The organism is Luteimonas deserti, from assembly GCF_013425765.1.
Lineage (GTDB): Bacteria > Pseudomonadota > Gammaproteobacteria > Xanthomonadales > Xanthomonadaceae > Luteimonas > Luteimonas deserti.
In genome coordinates this window covers 330,081-344,963 of the sequence record NZ_JACCJZ010000013.1, presented here as the reverse complement: position 1 = coordinate 344,963, position 14,883 = coordinate 330,081, and the positions used below count along the sequence as shown (strand labels likewise).

At 69.0% G+C, this 14,883-nt stretch carries 11 protein-coding genes and 1 riboswitch; of the genes, 5 read left to right on the top strand and 6 right to left on the bottom strand.

Going from position 1 to position 14,883, the window contains the following annotated elements; all coding sequences use genetic code 11:
• Positions 1-13 precede the first annotated feature (13 nt).
• Positions 14-1,063, bottom strand: coding sequence for a metal-dependent hydrolase (locus H0E82_RS06810; RefSeq protein ID WP_180544690.1), 1,050 nt, complete (start codon positions 1,061-1,063; stop codon positions 14-16).
• Between the two features lie 30 nt (positions 1,064-1,093).
• Entirely contained in the window at positions 1,094-1,774 is a 681-nt protein-coding gene (locus tag H0E82_RS06805) for a YecA/YgfB family protein (protein WP_180544689.1), read from the bottom strand.
• Between the two features lie 145 nt (positions 1,775-1,919).
• Here H0E82_RS06805 and metK point away from each other — a divergent pair, with 145 nt between their 5' ends.
• The 4 genes from metK (at position 1,920) to H0E82_RS06785 (ending at position 6,625) form a co-directional block, all read left to right on the top strand.
• Complete coding sequence (gene metK, locus H0E82_RS06800) at positions 1,920-3,131, top strand: methionine adenosyltransferase (protein ID WP_180544688.1); 1,212 nt, start codon at positions 1,920-1,922, stop codon at positions 3,129-3,131.
• Between the two features lie 188 nt (positions 3,132-3,319).
• Positions 3,320-4,732 (top strand): circularly permuted type 2 ATP-grasp protein, encoded by a 1,413-nt coding sequence (locus tag H0E82_RS06795; RefSeq protein WP_180544687.1) that lies wholly within the window; start codon positions 3,320-3,322, stop codon positions 4,730-4,732.
• Positions 4,733-4,818: 86 nt separating this feature from the next.
• Positions 4,819-5,826 (top strand): alpha-E domain-containing protein, encoded by a 1,008-nt coding sequence (locus H0E82_RS06790; protein ID WP_180544686.1) that lies wholly within the window; start codon positions 4,819-4,821, stop codon positions 5,824-5,826.
• A 67-nt stretch (positions 5,827-5,893) separates the two neighbouring features.
• The gene (locus H0E82_RS06785; RefSeq protein WP_180544685.1) at positions 5,894-6,625 is read left to right on the top strand and encodes a proteasome-type protease; all 732 of its coding nucleotides are present in this window, start codon (positions 5,894-5,896) and stop codon (positions 6,623-6,625) included.
• A gap of 217 nt (positions 6,626-6,842) precedes the next feature.
• On the opposite strand, the gene H0E82_RS06780 is transcribed toward H0E82_RS06785, so the two are convergent.
• Entirely contained in the window at positions 6,843-9,347 is a 2,505-nt protein-coding gene (locus H0E82_RS06780; protein WP_180544684.1) for a S9 family peptidase, read from the bottom strand.
• 195 nt (positions 9,348-9,542) lie between these two features.
• Positions 9,543-11,261, bottom strand: coding sequence for a LysM peptidoglycan-binding domain-containing protein (locus H0E82_RS06775; RefSeq protein WP_180544683.1), 1,719 nt, complete (start codon positions 11,259-11,261; stop codon positions 9,543-9,545).
• Positions 11,262-11,471: 210 nt separating this feature from the next.
• Positions 11,472-11,561: riboswitch (S-adenosyl-L-homocysteine riboswitch) on the top strand.
• A 37-nt stretch (positions 11,562-11,598) separates the two neighbouring features.
• Between H0E82_RS06775 and ahcY the strand changes: the two genes are divergently transcribed.
• Positions 11,599-13,053 carry an adenosylhomocysteinase gene (ahcY, locus tag H0E82_RS06770; protein WP_180544682.1) on the top strand — a complete coding sequence of 485 codons (1,455 nt, stop codon included), beginning with the start codon at positions 11,599-11,601 and terminating at the stop codon, positions 13,051-13,053.
• Between the two features lie 64 nt (positions 13,054-13,117).
• Here the strand turns inward: ahcY and H0E82_RS06765 are convergent, their stop codons facing one another.
• Both H0E82_RS06765 and H0E82_RS06760 read right to left on the bottom strand, forming a co-directional pair.
• Complete coding sequence (locus H0E82_RS06765) at positions 13,118-13,417, bottom strand: hypothetical protein (protein WP_180544681.1); 300 nt, start codon at positions 13,415-13,417, stop codon at positions 13,118-13,120.
• Positions 13,365-14,804, bottom strand: a complete 1,440-nt coding sequence (locus tag H0E82_RS06760) for an amidohydrolase family protein (protein WP_180544680.1) — start codon at positions 14,802-14,804, stop codon at positions 13,365-13,367. The genes H0E82_RS06765 and H0E82_RS06760 overlap by 53 nt, the downstream gene beginning before the upstream one ends.
• Between the last annotated feature and the right edge of the window lie 79 nt (positions 14,805-14,883).

The window sequence follows — 14,883 nt, the reverse complement described above, 5'->3', positions numbered from 1 at the left end:
GGTCGCGCGCAGGTCAGGGCCTGCCGGCCGCGTCGCCACCGTCCACGTCCGGCTGCCCCGGATCGCGCCAGATCCGGGCCCAGGTCGCGCGCCAGGTCTCGCCGAGATCGCGCGACATCGGCGCCTGTTCCGGCGGCACCGCCCGCCAGCCCCCCGTCCCTGTCTCGGCCACGGTGAACCGGAAGAAGTAGTCCGGCTCGCTGCCCATGCGCAGGTCGCTGAGCTCCAGCCTGCCGTCCACCACCCGTGCACCCATGAAGCCACGGTTGAACCACGCCAGCCGCTGTACGGCCGGCAAGGCCGCATTCGCGCGCAGCGCCTCGACATCCGACCCGTAGGCGTCGAAGCGCATCGGGCCGCGATCCACCGCGAGCGAACGGAACCCTTCGACATATCCCTCGTCGGTCATCGCGACCACGCGCCAGAGCAGGGTCGTCGCCGGCATCGGCACCGAGAACCGCGGTGCATCGCCGAGGCCCATCGCACTCAGTGCGCGATCCGCGTCGCGCTCGACCAGACCCTTGGCCACCAGCGACCAGCCGAGATACAGCGTGCTCAGCACCAGGCCCGCCGCCAGCGCGCGACGGCCGAGCACCCGCGGCCCGGCGACCGCCGCGACCACGACCCCGACCAGCAGCCACACCGTGTACAGCGGATCGATGATGAAGACGCTCGACCACATCACGGGCGACGGCCGGAACGGCCACAGCAGCTGGGTGCCGTAGACGGTGAAGGCATCGAGCAGCGGATGCGTGACCAGGGCCAGCTGGATCGCCCAGAACCAGCGCACCGGCGACGCCGCGACGCGTCCGGCACCGAACCGCCGGAACAGCCACCAGAGCGCGGCGCCGAACACGGGCAGCACCAGCAGCGAATGGGTCAGGCCCCGGTGCAAGGTCATGCGCAGGACCGGATCGTCGGTCAACAGCGCGATCGGGAGCCCGTCGAGATCCGGGAGCGTGCCCAAGGCCGCGCCGGCGAGCAGGGCGACGCGGCGGTGCGCGGCCGGGACCACCGCCGCCGCCACCGAAGCCCCGAGCACGACCTGGGTCAGCGAATCCATGCGCAGCGCTCCGTCAGGACACCCGGAGCTTCAGTGCAACGTGGCGCCGTCGCCGCGCGCACCCGACGACGCCAGACGCAGTGCATGACAGTGGGCGAGGATTTCGGGAATCGCACCGATCATCTCGAGGCGCTCCTCGAAGCCGGGGACCTCGTCGGCGTCGACGCCCACGTCCTTCGCGTGCTCGGCGCTGTAGAGCCCCAGCCGCGACAGCATCGCGACGTCGTCGGCGAGATCCTCGTCGTCGTCGATCCAGCCGTCCCAGGCCTGTTCCGCGAGACCCACCCCGGCGAAGAAGCCCTGTGCCCACTCCGCGCCCGCCGGAAAGTCCACCAGTGCCTCAGGCACGCTGCCATCCTCGGGTTCCGCCTCGGCATCGCCGGCCGGAAACTGCACCAGCGGCATCAGCGGATCGCTGGTCTCGTCGTCGGTCTCGTCCTCTTCCGGCAGCGGCTGGGCCACGCGCCAGCTGATGTGGTGCCAGAGACCCGTCACCAGCTCGCTGCGCGTGCGCGCCTGGTCCTCGTCCGGCGCCGGCCCGTCGCCCCAGATGGCACCGGTGTACTGCTCCGGGGAAGGCGTCACCGGCCCGACCACCAGTGCCGAGAGATAGCCGTCGAGCATTTCGAGGGACATGCCGCCGTGGGGCGCGGCCTGCGTTTCCAGCAGCATCTCGAGCGTATCGAGCGCCTGATCGGTCATGGGTTGCATGCCCGGATTGTCGAGGGTCCGCCTGCGCACCGCAACGGCGGCGCTTAACCGGGCGGCAACATCCACCCGGCCAAGATGCGGGCAGGCCCGGCGACGTGTATCATCCCCGGCCATCTTTTCATCCGAATATAGGGATATAGGCCTGATGTCCAGCTATCTCTTCACCTCCGAGTCGGTCTCCGAAGGCCATCCGGACAAGATCGCCGACCAGATTTCCGACGCGGTGCTCGACGCCATCCTGCAGCAGGACAAGCGCGCGCGCGTCGCCTGCGAGACCCTGGTCAAGACGGGCGTGGCGATCGTCGCCGGCGAGGTGACCACGAGTGCCTGGATCGATCTCGAAGCGTTGACCCGCAAGGTGATCCTCGACATCGGCTACAACAGCTCGGACGTGGGCTTCGACGGCGAGACCTGCGGCGTGCTGAACCTGATCGGCAAGCAGTCGCCCGACATCAACCAGGGCGTGGACCGCAAGAAGCCGGAAGAACAGGGCGCGGGTGACCAGGGCCTGATGTTCGGCTACGCGACCAACGAGACCGACAGCTTCATGCCGGCGGCGATCCATCTGTCGCACCGTCTGGTCGAGCGCCAGGCGCAGGTTCGCAAGAAGAAGAACTCCAGCCTGTCTTGGCTGCGTCCCGATGCGAAGTCGCAGGTCACGCTGCGCTACGAGGATGGCAGGGCGACCGCGATCGACGCCGTGGTGCTGTCGACCCAGCACGATCCGGGCATCAAGCAGAAGGACCTCATCGAGGCCGTCCGCGAGGAGATCATCAAGCCCGTGCTGCCGGCGAAGTGGCTGCACAAGGGCACCAAGTACCACATCAATCCGACCGGCAAGTTCATCATCGGCGGACCGGTCGGCGACTGCGGCCTGACCGGCCGCAAGATCATCGTCGACACCTACGGCGGCTGGGCGCGCCACGGTGGCGGCGCGTTCTCGGGCAAGGATCCGTCGAAGGTCGACCGCTCGGCCGCGTACGCCGCGCGCTACGTCGCCAAGAACGTCGTCGCGGCCGGCCTCGCCGACCGTTGCGAGGTGCAGGTGTCGTACGCGATCGGCGTCGCCGAGCCGACCTCGATCTCGGTCACCACCTTCGGCACCGGCAAGGTGCCGGACGCGACGATCGAGAAGCTGATCCGCAAGCATTTCGACCTGCGCCCGTACGGCATCATCCAGATGCTCGACCTGATCCACCCGATGTACCAGCAGACGGCGGCGTATGGCCACTTCGGCCGCAAGCCGAAGGAGTTCGCTTATACCGATGGCGCCGGCGCGCAGATCGCGGCCACCGCGTTCTCGTGGGAGAAGACCGACCGTGCCGATGCGCTGCGCGCGGACGCCAAGCTGAAGTAGATCGGCTGCCGCCGGATCGGGACGACACGGGCCGCGCATGCGGCCCGTGTGCGTTTGCGGCTGCCGCGCGCCCATCGGGCCGCGTGTCGCGGGGTGCGCAGCCGGGGCCTCACCTGTCCTGCATGACGTGGGACGCATGCTGCACCGGCGGAGCGGCCTGCTTCGCGATCGACCGGAGCGTGTGCGCGATGCGGCCTGCCTATGACGAGATGCACGACCCCACCGGCGCGGTGCGCGCGCACTACGGGGTGTTCAACGACTGGTTGCAGCGCACGCCGGGCGACGAGATCGCGCACAAGCGCCGCGAGGCCGAGGTCTCGTTCCACCGCGTCGGCATCACGTTCTCGGTCTACGGCGAGGAGTCGGGCAACGAACGCCTGATTCCGTTCGACATCGTGCCGCGCATCCTGCCCGCCCCGGAATGGAAGATGCTCGAGGCGGGCCTGCGCCAGCGCGTGCATGCGTTGAACCTGTTTCTCGGCGATGTCTACGGCGAGCAGCGCATCCTGCGCGACGGGCGCATTCCACCGGCGCTGGTGCTCGCGAACAGCGAATACCGCAAGGAAATGCAGGGCCTGAAGATCGCCTGCGACACGTATTCGCACGTCTCGGGCATCGACCTCGTGCGCGCCGGTGACGGCGAGTACTACGTGCTGGAGGACAACCTCCGGGTGGCCTCGGGCGTGTCCTACATGCTCGAGAACCGGCGCATGATGGCCCGGCTGACGCCGGAACTGTTCGCGCGCCAGCAGATCGCGCCGGTCGAACGTTATCCCGACGCCCTGCTCGACGTCCTGCGCCAGTGCGCGCCGGCCAATATCGACAATCCGGTGGTCGCGGTGCTGACCCCCGGCGCCGCCAACTCCGCGTATTTCGAGCATGCGTTTCTCGCCCAGCAGATGGGTGTGGAACTGGTCGAGGGTGCCGATCTGTTCGTGCAGCACGACATGGTCTATGCGCAGACCACCCGCGGGGCGCAGCGGGTGCACGTGATCTATCGCCGGATCAATGACGACTATCTCGATCCCACGGTATTCCGCCCCGACTCCATGCTCGGCGTGCCGGGCCTGTTCGATGCCTACCGCGCCGGCAACGTCACCCTGGCCAATGCGCCGGGCACCGGTGTCGGGGACGACAAATCGGTCTATCCCTTCGTGCCGGAGATGATCCGCTACTACCTCAGCGAGGAACCGATCCTGCACAACGTGCCGACCTGGCAGCTGCGCAATCCGGACGACCTGAAGTACGTGCTCGAGCATCTCCCGGAACTGGTGGTCAAGGAGGTCCATGGCGCCGGCGGCTACGGCATGCTCGTCGGCCCCGCGTCGACCCGGGCGGAGATCGAGGAGTTCCGCGCACGCATCCTCGCCGACCCGGGCAACTACATCGCCCAGCCCACGCTGTCGCTGTCCACCTGCCCCACGTTCGTCGAAAGCGGCCTCGCGCCGCGCCACATCGACCTGCGTCCCTACGTGCTCAGCGGGCGGCGGATCCACGTGGTGCCCGGCGGGCTCACCCGCGTCGCACTGCGCGAAGGTTCGCTGGTGGTGAACTCCTCGCAGGGCGGCGGCACCAAGGACACCTGGGTGATGGAAGCATGAGCCGCATCGCCCGTCGCCACGTGGGCGAGGCGCCACCGAACGTCATGACGGCGCCGCGCGCCGGCCTCTCGACCAGGACCTGACCGATGCTCTGCCGCACCGCGAACGATCTGTACTGGGTATCCCGCAACATCGAGCGCGCGGAGAACACCGCGCGTCTGCTCGACATGGCGCAGCGCATCGCGCTGCTGCCCGAGCGCCTGGACCGCGGCAAGGCGCGCGCGGCGCCCTGGCGTCGCGCGCTGGACTCGCTCGGGATCGTCGACGCCTTCCTCGAGCAGCACGACCAGCTCGACACCGAGAGCGTCGTCCACCACCTCCTGCTGTCGCCGGACAATCCCGGTTCGATCTACAGCTGCTTCCGCTACGCGCGCGAGAACGCCCGCGCGCAGCGGGTGGCGATCACCTCCGAGATGTACGAAGACCTCAACGGGTCCTGGCTCGACATCCGTCGGCTCGATGCGCTGCGCCTGCGCCACGAGGGCCTCAGCAACACGCTGGAATGGGTGAAGTCGCGCTCGGCCTCCTTCCGCGGCATCACCATCGGCACGCTGGGCCGTGGCGAGGGCTACCGCTTCCTGCAGATGGGCGCCTTCATCGAACGTGCGGACTGGGCGATCCGCCTGCTCGACATGATCGGCAGCGACGACGATCTTCCAGAGAGCGGCGAAGCGCGCGACGCCGTGCAGTACTTCCAGTGGAGCGCGCTGCTGCAGGCGCTGTCGGCCTTCGAGACCTATCGCCGCCTGTATCGCGATTCGGTGAGCCCGGCCGGGGTGGCCGAGCTGATGCTGCTCAATCCGGACAACCCCCGTTCGCTGCAGACCTGCGTGGGCTCGCTGCATCGGGTGCTGCAGTCGCTGTCGGGCGGCGAGTCGCTGGAGGTGGCGCGGATCGCCGGTGCGCTGGCCGCGCAGTCGCGGTATGCGCGCATCGACGAGATCATCGCCGGCGGCCTGGAAGCCTGGCTGCAGGGCACGATGACCGGCCTCGATCGTCTCGGAGTCGAGATCCACCGGCAGTTCATGACCACCTCCGCCACGCCGCTCGGACCCGGTGTCGTTCGCCAGACGCAGTGGCAGACCACCGGGTGAGGTGTCCCCACCGGTCGCGTGCGGGCACAATGGCCGCCCCACGTCGACCGCGAGGCCGAACCCGCCCATGACCTACTGCATCGGAATGAATCTCGCCGAGGGCCTCGTCCTGGCGTCCGATTCGCGCACCAACGCGGGTGTCGACCACGTGCGCCGTGCGGGCAAGATGCGGGTGCTGGCCGAGGGTGGCGACCGGGTCGTGGTGACCTTGTCGGCAGGCAACCTCTCGCTCACCCAGAACGCGCTCAACCTCATCGAGCACCGCGAGCGCCAGGAGCCCGAGCGCGCCAGCCTGCGCAGCGCGCAGTCCATGTTCCAGGTGGCGCAGGCGATCGGCGATGCGATGCGCGAGATCCGCGCGCGGGACGAGGCCTATCTTCGCGACGGCGGCATCGATCCGTCCGGCAGCTTCATCGTCGGCGGCCAGATCCGGGGTGAGGCGCCGCGGTTGTTCCTCGTGTATTCCGAGGGCAACTTCATCGAAAGCTCGGTGGAGACCCCGTTCTTCCAGACCGGCGAGACGAAGTTCGGTAAACCGATCCTCGATCGCGTGGTCAACGCACGCACCGACCTGGTGACCGCCGCCAAGTGCAGCCTGGTGTCGTTCGATTCGACGATCCGCTCCAACCTGTCGGTGGGCACGCCGATCGACCTGCTGGTGTACCGGCGCGACAGTTTCCAGATCGGGGTGCAGCACCGGTTCGAGGACACCGATCCCTATCTGGTCGCGATCCGACAGAGCTGGAACGACAGCATGCGCCGGGCCGTCGCGGAGCTGCCCACGCCCGACTGGGCCTGATCCCCGCCTTGGCTGGGTCTTCGAACGACGCAGCGCGAGAGGCGGATCCGGGTCGAGCGCGGCGCGGAACGAAGACGGCGACCGCGCCACAAGGACCGCCGGTGATGGCGGCACTGCGGGGCCCTCCGCCGTGCCCCCCCCGACGCCGACGCACCGCGGGGCGCGGTCGCCCTGTCCCGTCGACCGGCAGCCGCCTGCGCGGCGCCGGCCGGGCCGCTCAGCGTGTGGCCGCGGCCGCCGGCCGGTTCTTCACATGCCGGTCGAGCCAGGCATTGGTCTCGTAGAGCATGTGCAGGATCGACTCGCGTGCGCGGTAGCCGTGCGATTCCTTCGGCAGCATCACCAGCCGCGCATTGCCGCCCAGGCCCTTGATCGCGGCGAACATGCGCTCGCTCTGCATCGGGAAGGTGCCGGAGTTGTTGTCCTCTTCGCCGTGGATCAGCAGGATCGGATCCTTGATCTGCCCGGCGTAGTTGAACGGCGACATCTTCAGATACGTGTCCTGCGCCTGCCAGTAGTTGCGCTCCTCGGCCTGGAAGCCGAACGGGGTCAGCGTGCGGTTGTAGGCACCGCTGCGGGCGATGCCGGCCGCGAACAGGCGCGAATGCGCGAGCAGGTTGCCGGTCATGAAGGCGCCGTAGGAATGGCCGCCGATCGCGACCCGGCGCCGGTCGGCGACGCCGCGGCGCACTGCCTCGTCGATCGCCGCTTCCGCACTGGCGACGAGCTGTTCGATGTAGGTGTCGTTCGGCTCGGCCGCGCCCTCACCGATGATCGGCATCGACACGTCGGCGAACACCGCATAGCCCATCGCCAGGAACGCCTGCGGGCCCCAGAAGCCGATCGCATTGAACCGGTGCGGCGAATCGGTGACCTGGCTGGCCGCGTCGGCGGATTTGAACTCGCCCGGATACGCCCACATCAGCATCGGCAGCGGGCCGTCGCGCCCGGCGTCGTAGCCGGCCGGCAGGTACAGCGTGCCGCTGAGGTCGACGCCGTCCTTGCGCTTGAAGCGCACCAGCTCCTTCTGCACGTCGCGCAGCTGCGGCGTGGGATGTTCGAACGCGGTCAGCGGCACCGGCGCAGCATCGGGTACATCGAGCCGGCGCACGACGTAGTTCGCCGGCTCGGTCTGGGTTTCGCGCGAGGTCAGCAGCCGCGTGGCCTGCGCATCGAGCACCGCCGCCGGTGATTCGTAATAGGGCGCCTGCGAATGGAACAGCCTCGTCGTGCTGCCATCGGCCAGGTTCTGCCGGTCGAGGAACGGGCGATCGCCCTCGTCCGAGGCGCCATCGCCGATGCGGTAGATGCTGCTTCCGTCGGCGGCGATCAGCAGCCGGCTGTTGCCGGTGGCGTCGGGCATCGTGACCGCCGTGCCGGGATCGGCGTAGCGGTCTTCGTAGGAACCATCGCGCACCAGCGCCGGTGCGGCGCCGCCATCGGGCTGCAGCCGCCACTCGCGGATCTGCCGCGTCCTCCACCAGTACTCGGTCAGCAGCGCCAGATCACCGCTGCCCCACTGCGTGCCGGCATAGCGCATCGACAGCTCGGCCAGTACCTGGGGCGCGCCGCGGAACGGCGCCGCCTGCATGTAGACGATGTCGCGCACGTCCACCTCACGCGAGGGATCGCCGCCGTCCTGCGCCTCGACCCACGCCAGCGTCGCCGGCGCATCGCTGCGCCAGGCGACCGAACGCACACCGGTCGGCACTGCGTCGTTGCCGACCGGAAGGCCCTCGACCAGCGGCAGGTTCGCGACCGTGTGCTGGACGGCACCGTCGAGATCGATAACCTCGATGCGCCGCGGGAAGCGCGAATACGGCACCTGGTAGGAGAACGGCCGGTCGATCTGCTGGCGCAGGATGTGGCGTCCGTCGGGCGATGCGCTCGCGCTCGTGGTCATGCCGGAGGCGCCGATCGGCGCCACCGCGCCGTCGAGGGCGACGCGTGCGAGCTGGCTGGTGATGTAGTGCGCGAACACGCGCGCATCCGCTTCGCTGCGCAACAGGTCCTGATAGGTCCGCAGCTGCTGCACGGTGCCGCCGGCGCCGGTGTCCTGCACGTTCGGACCGCCAGGCACGGCGTCGTCCTGGGCGATGTCGCCCTGCCCATCAGGACGCAGACGGACCAGCAGGCTGCGGCTGTCGGGCATCCATTCGAAGCCGTTGCCGACCACCGCGTTGAGCGGCTGCGCGAGCAGGCGCCGCGCCTGGCGGGTGGCGACGTCGACGACCCACAGCTGCACCTCGCCGGCGCGCACATCGACCTGGCTGAAGGCGATATGGCGCTGGTCCGGCGACCACAGCAGCGAGGCGAGCGACAAGGGCTCGGGCAGCCCGGCGATGCGCTGGTCACTGCCGCCGTCCACCGGCCGCAGCCACAGGTCGGTCACGAACGAGGCGCGGCTAGCGGAATAGGTCCTGGGGTTGATCCGGATGCCGGCGAGCTTGAGCTCGGGTTGCGCGACTTCCGCGATACCCGGCAGCGACGGCGTCTGCAGGAACGCAACCAGATCGCGTTGCGGGCTCAACAGCAGGCGCGGCGGACGCGGCGCATCGACGATCGCCTGCAGGGCCTCGGGCGGCAGCTGGTAGCCGCTGGTCGTCGGTGCGGTTTCGGTCGCGCCCTGCGCGAGGACGGGCGTCCCCCAGGCCAAGGCCGCGGCGAGCAGCGTGGCGGAAACGACGAGGGAGAGGCGACGGCGGGCAATCGTTGCGGACATCGGCAGGCGATCCGGAAGCACACGGGCCGTCGAGCATAACCGCCGCGTTCCCCCCCACGGCCGCGCGCACGCCGCGACGCTCGGCACTTGCGCTGCGGCGCGTGTTGCGCCCAGCGAAGCAGCGCCCTGAAAAACAGGGCCGCCCGAAGGCGGCCCCAAAACTGACATCGAATCGATGCCGAACCGTGCAGCGGATCAGCGCGTCTGCACCTCCGCATCGATACGTGCGTAGCTGTCGTTGGCGATGTTGCCGTCCGCGCCCGCGGAGATCGTCTGCAGACGCGCAGCGAAGCCGTAGGGATCGCTGCCCAGATTGCGTGCAAGCGAGACCGCGAAGTCCATCGTGTCGTTGACCGGGTTGCCGCTGTAGTCCTCGACCAGCACACGCAGATCCGGGTGCGCGCCGGCGAATGCGTTGCCGTCGACCGTCGCGCGGGTCTGGTCGATCAGCGCTTCGAGCTGCGACTCGCTGAAGGTCAGCGTGACCGTCTGGCCCGCATCGACCGGCCCGGTGCCAGCGGCGCCGCCGGTCAGCGCCCAGTTCAGCAGATCGGCGTTGGCCTGCTCTTCACTGCCTTCGTTGCGCCCGAGCACATTGCGCTCGAACCAGTTGTAGGACGGTCGATCGGTGCTGACCTCGAACGCGTAGCTGCGCTCGCCTGGCAGTTCGTTGCCCGCGGCATCGAAACGCTGGTTGATCGTCAGCGGCACGTTGCCGCCGTAGCTCAGATCGGTGGTCAGCGACGTCGATCCATCGGGATATTCCACGTGCACCGAACTGCCGAGATTGGCCTGTCCGCCGAGCGCGAGGCTGACCTGGTCGTAGCCGGCGCGCAGCTGGGTCTGGGAGGAGTAGTCGACGCGCGAAATCGTCGCGACGTTGTCGACTCCCGGCGTCTCGTGGGCCACCTGACCGGTCGCGTTGAAGTGCGCATAGGCAGCCTGGCCCTCCACGCTGGCAATGTCGAACTCGGCCGTCTGCAGCGTCGCGCCGTGCAGCTGGTCCTCGCGGCCGGCCATCACCGACAGATCGCCGGCCCGCAGGCCGACCCCGTTGAACGCGTTGACCGTCTCGGTGGGGCCGGTCGTGACCCGAACGGTAGCGGCATCCACGCGCTCGACGGTATAGCTCACGCCGTCGGAGACCTTGAGATTGGTCTCCGTGCCGATCATGCGGAAGGAGCCGGCGAGTGCCGTCTCGGTGAACGCGCTGCTGTCGAGCGTGACGCTGCCGCCGACCGGGATCGTCGTCGGATCGAACGGATTCACCGCGGCGGCCGCCTCGACGCTGCGATCCTCGCCGGGTAACGTGACCTTGTAGCGGGCCTCGAATCCGGCCGCCGCGCTGGCCTCGACCTCGGCGCCGCCGCGACCACCGGCGTTCGCCTCTCCCGACACGCTGACCTGCGAACCGGTGGTGACCGAGAACGATGTGGTGCCATCGCCCCGGCTTTCCTGCACTTCGACCGACGATTCGCTGGCGACGCTGATCGACGCGCCGCGGCTGCCGGCCGGCGCACCTTCGGCGCGGTTGTTGCCGAGCTGGGCTTCCTGCTCGGCGGTCAGCTTCACCGCGGTGCTGTCGGGCTGCCAGGTGATGCTGCCGTCGGCCGCTTTCGCGGACACCTTGAGGTCGGTCGTGGCGTGGTTCGCACTGCCGCCGTCGATGTCGCCGCTGGCGCTCATCGGCGATGCCGGAATCTCGATGACATCACCGGGCTGGATCGCGTTGCCGCCCTGCGCGGTTGGCGACACCAGCTGTGGATTGGCCGCGTGGATCGCCTCGGGGCTGACCATGTACCGTTCCGCCAGCGACGCGACGGTATCGCCGGCACGCACGGTGTGCCGGCTGGCATCGGGGGTCGATGGCGGCAATGCCTGCGCGATGGACCTGCCGCCGTCATGTACCTGCATGTGCATGCGATTCGCCTTGTGTCGTCTCGGGGGCGCGCTGCTGGCGCATGCCGACAATGGTCCTGCATGGCGCTGCCCATGACCTACTGGGGTAAACCCGAGAGGCAGCCTGCAGGCTGAACTCCTGTTCACGCCTGGCCCGGGGCCGCGCTCCTCCATTCCCGGCCGACCAGCCCGGCGGCGCCGCGCTGCGATAGAATGGGCGTCCGTCCCGCCGAGGGGCGCTGCGACCGCGACGTGGCTCGAGCCACCTACACGGCCAGGCTCGGCGCGATGTCCTGTAAACGGCGCCCGTAATCGCGAATGCGCATCCCGCATTCCTGCTACGGAGCACGCAATGAACGCACAACTGAAGACCGAACGCGTCTTTTCGACCGAGGGCGACTACAAGGTCGCCGACATCTCTCTGGCCGACTGGGGCCGCAAGGAGATCGACATCGCCGAGCACGAGATGCCGGGCCTGATGTCGATCCGCCGCAAGCACGCCGCCGCCCTGCCGCTCAAGGGCGTGCGCGTGACCGGCTCGCTGCACATGACCATCCAGACCGCGGTGCTGATCGAGACCCTCAAAGACATCGGCGCCGACGTGCGCTGGGCGTCCTGCAACATCTTCTCCACCCAGGACCACGCCGCCGCCGCGATCGCCGCGACCGGCACGCCGGTGTTCGCCTGGAAGGGCGAGACGCTGGAGGAATACTGGGACTGCACGCTGGAAGCGCTGAGCTTTCCCGACGGCAACGGCGGGCTGATCGGCCCCGAGCTCGTCGTCGACGATGGCGGCGACGTGACCCTGCTGATCCACAAGGGCTACGAGCTCGAGAAGGGCGACGAGAGCTGGGTCAACAGCACCGGCGGCAGCCACGAGGAGCAGGTGATCAAGGCGCTGCTCAAGCGCGTGCGCGCCGAGCGCCCGGACTTCTGGACCCGCACCGTCGCGCAGTGGAAGGGCGTTTCGGAGGAGACCACCACCGGCGTGCATCGCCTCTACCAGCTTGCCGAGGCCGGCACCCTTCTGATCCCGGCGATCAACGTCAACGACTCGGTCACCAAGTCCAAGTTCGACAACCTCTACGGTTGCCGCGAATCGCTGGCCGATGGCCTCAAGCGCGCGATGGACGTGATGCTCGCCGGCAAGGTCGCGGTGGTCTGCGGCTATGGCGACGTCGGCAAGGGCTCGGCGGCGTCGCTACGCAACTACGGTGCCCGCGTGATCGTCACCGAGATCGATCCGATCTGCGCCCTGCAGGCGGCGATGGAAGGCTACGAGGTGACCACGATCGAGGACACCCTCGGCCGCGCCGACATCTACGTCACCACCACCGGCAACAAGGACATCATCACCCTGGCGCACATGCAGGCGATGAAGGACCAGGCCATCGTCTGCAACATCGGCCACTTCGACAACGAGATCCAGGTCGACGCGCTGTACACCTCGGGCGCCACGCGCACCAACATCAAGCCGCAGGTCGACAAGTTCACCTTCGGCAACGGCAACAGCATCTTCCTGCTGGCCGAAGGTCGCCTGGTGAACCTCGGCTGCGCCACCGGCCACCCGAGCTTCGTGATGTCGAACTCCTTCGCCAACCAGACGCTCGCCCAGATCGACCTGTGGGCCAACAAGGACAGCTACGAGAAGAAGGTCTACCTGCTGCCCAAGCACCTCGACGAGGAGGTCGCGCGCCTGCATCTGGAGAAGATCGGCGTGAAGCTGACCAAGCTGACCCGCGAACAGGCCGACTACATCGGCGTGCCGGTGGAAGGCCCGTTCAAGCCGGACCATTACCGTTACTGATCGCGTCAACGGTCATCGTGGAATCGAAAACGGGCGCCGAGAGGCGCCCGTTTTTTCGTGGCGCTCAGCGGACGAAGCGCGACCGCAACGCCAGCCACAGCCGCCGCCGCACCTCGAATACCCGAAGGCCCAGCACGAGCGCGCTCAACCACACCAGTGCTTCGGTAGCGACCGCGGCCACCGTGACCAGCACAAACCACGTCGCCCGGTCGACGCCGAGCGCGAACCCGACCGCGACCGCGATCCACGCCAGCAGGCAGACGATGCCGCCGAGGGCGATCCAGCGCCAGGGCCGGCACCGCGGCGCGCGCTCATTCCCCACCCCGCAGCGCGGCCAGTTCGGTGCGGTCGAGATACCGTCCATCGAGCACCACGGCGTGGGCATCGCGCGCCTGCGCCAGGTCCACCAGCGGATCGCCGTCGAGGACCAGCAGGTCGGCCTCGTAGCCGACCGCGACGCGGCCCAGCCGGTCGCCCGCCCCCAGCGCATCGGCCGCCTGGCGCGTGCCGGCCGCGAGGATGCGTGCGTTCGGCACGCCGGCCCCGGCCAGCAGGTCCATCTCGCGGTGCAGGCTGATGCCGGGCGCGATCCAGGGATTGCTCATGTCGGTGCCGAGCGTCATCCGCGCGCCGCTGGCGTACAGACGCGCCGCCATGCGCTGTACTTTCGGCCACACCGCGCGTGCACGCGCGAAGTCGTCGGCCTCCCAGCCGAGTGCGAAGGTGAAGAACGACGTCCAGTTCCCGAGCAGGCGAGGGTGCGCGTAGCGCTCCGCATCGGCGCGGTAGGGGCTGTCGTCCTGGTCCTGCACGAAGGCGGCGTGGAAGGCCACGAGCGTGGCGTCGAACACGGGGCGGTAGCGGTCGAAGGCTGCGACCATCCGGTCGGCCTCCGGACCGTCCGGGTCGAAACGCTCCCACCATTCGAAGAACCCGAAGGTGCCGGGGCGGCGCGCCTGGCGATAGGCGTCGGCATCGCCGGACGCCAGCAGATCGGGACTGATCGGCATCAGGTGCACGATGCCGTCGAGTCCCATCGGCAGCGCCTCCGTCCACGCGACGTCTTCCAGATGCGCGACCGCCGGGCGGCCATGCGCATGCGCCGCGTCGATGCCGGCCTGCAGCAGCTCCGGCGTCAGGCCGGTGTAGAGCTTGATCCAGTCGGCCCCGGCCGCGACCTGGGCGGCCACGACACGTTGCACGTCGGCGACCGTCGCGACCCCGGTTCCGAGTCCGGGAAGGTCCGCATCGTTGATCACCGTGCCCGCATCGAAACTCTCCGGACCGGTGACCGCTCCGCGGGCGCGCCGCTCGCGGTACCGCATCGCTGCCGGGAGATCGCCGGCCGGATTGCGGACCGTGGTGAGGCCGAAGCCGACCAGGCGCGCGGCGTTGTGGTCGGCGATCGCGTCGTCCGGCAGGGCTTCGCCCACCACCGCATCCCCGTCCTGGCGGACCTCGAGCGGGCCGAGCGTGAGGTGGGCATGCATGTCGATCAGGCCCGGCATCAGATAGCGGCCCTCGAGCTCGACGATGCCGGCGTCGCGCCGACAGGTGCGGCTGCCGGCGCGCGTGACGCGGACGATGCGACCCTGCTCGATGCGCACGCAGCGCGGTGAACCGCTGACGCCCGTTTCGATGTCGACTATGCGCACCTGGTCGAGTGCGAGTGGCGGCGGCGCGGCGTGCGGCGCAAGCGCGGGGACGCAGGCCAGCAGGCCGGCAAGCGAGGTCGGAATGAGACGATGCATGGAGCGACTCCGGGGTGGGTGTACCCGCTTCAGTCGTCGGGCCCGCCCGGTTTCTTACGTCGTGGGCCTGCAGAAAATT

What these genes read in the sequence shown, in the direction of transcription:
- H0E82_RS06810 (WP_180544690.1), bottom strand. Translation starts at nt 1,063, where the DNA reads ATGGATTCGCTGACCCAGGTCGTGCTCGGGGCTTCGGTGGCGGCGGCG.
- H0E82_RS06805 (WP_180544689.1), bottom strand. Translation starts at nt 1,774, where the DNA reads ATGCAACCCATGACCGATCAGGCGCTCGATACGCTCGAGATGCTGCTG.
- metK (WP_180544688.1), top strand. Translation starts at nt 1,920, where the DNA reads ATGTCCAGCTATCTCTTCACCTCCGAGTCGGTCTCCGAAGGCCATCCG.
- H0E82_RS06795 (WP_180544687.1), top strand. Translation starts at nt 3,320, where the DNA reads ATGCGGCCTGCCTATGACGAGATGCACGACCCCACCGGCGCGGTGCGC.
- H0E82_RS06790 (WP_180544686.1), top strand. Translation starts at nt 4,819, where the DNA reads ATGCTCTGCCGCACCGCGAACGATCTGTACTGGGTATCCCGCAACATC.
- H0E82_RS06785 (WP_180544685.1), top strand. Translation starts at nt 5,894, where the DNA reads ATGACCTACTGCATCGGAATGAATCTCGCCGAGGGCCTCGTCCTGGCG.
- H0E82_RS06780 (WP_180544684.1), bottom strand. Translation starts at nt 9,347, where the DNA reads ATGTCCGCAACGATTGCCCGCCGTCGCCTCTCCCTCGTCGTTTCCGCC.
- H0E82_RS06775 (WP_180544683.1), bottom strand. Translation starts at nt 11,261, where the DNA reads ATGCAGGTACATGACGGCGGCAGGTCCATCGCGCAGGCATTGCCGCCA.
- ahcY (WP_180544682.1), top strand. Translation starts at nt 11,599, where the DNA reads ATGAACGCACAACTGAAGACCGAACGCGTCTTTTCGACCGAGGGCGAC.
- H0E82_RS06765 (WP_180544681.1), bottom strand. Translation starts at nt 13,417, where the DNA reads ATGGACGGTATCTCGACCGCACCGAACTGGCCGCGCTGCGGGGTGGGG.
- H0E82_RS06760 (WP_180544680.1), bottom strand. Translation starts at nt 14,804, where the DNA reads ATGCATCGTCTCATTCCGACCTCGCTTGCCGGCCTGCTGGCCTGCGTC.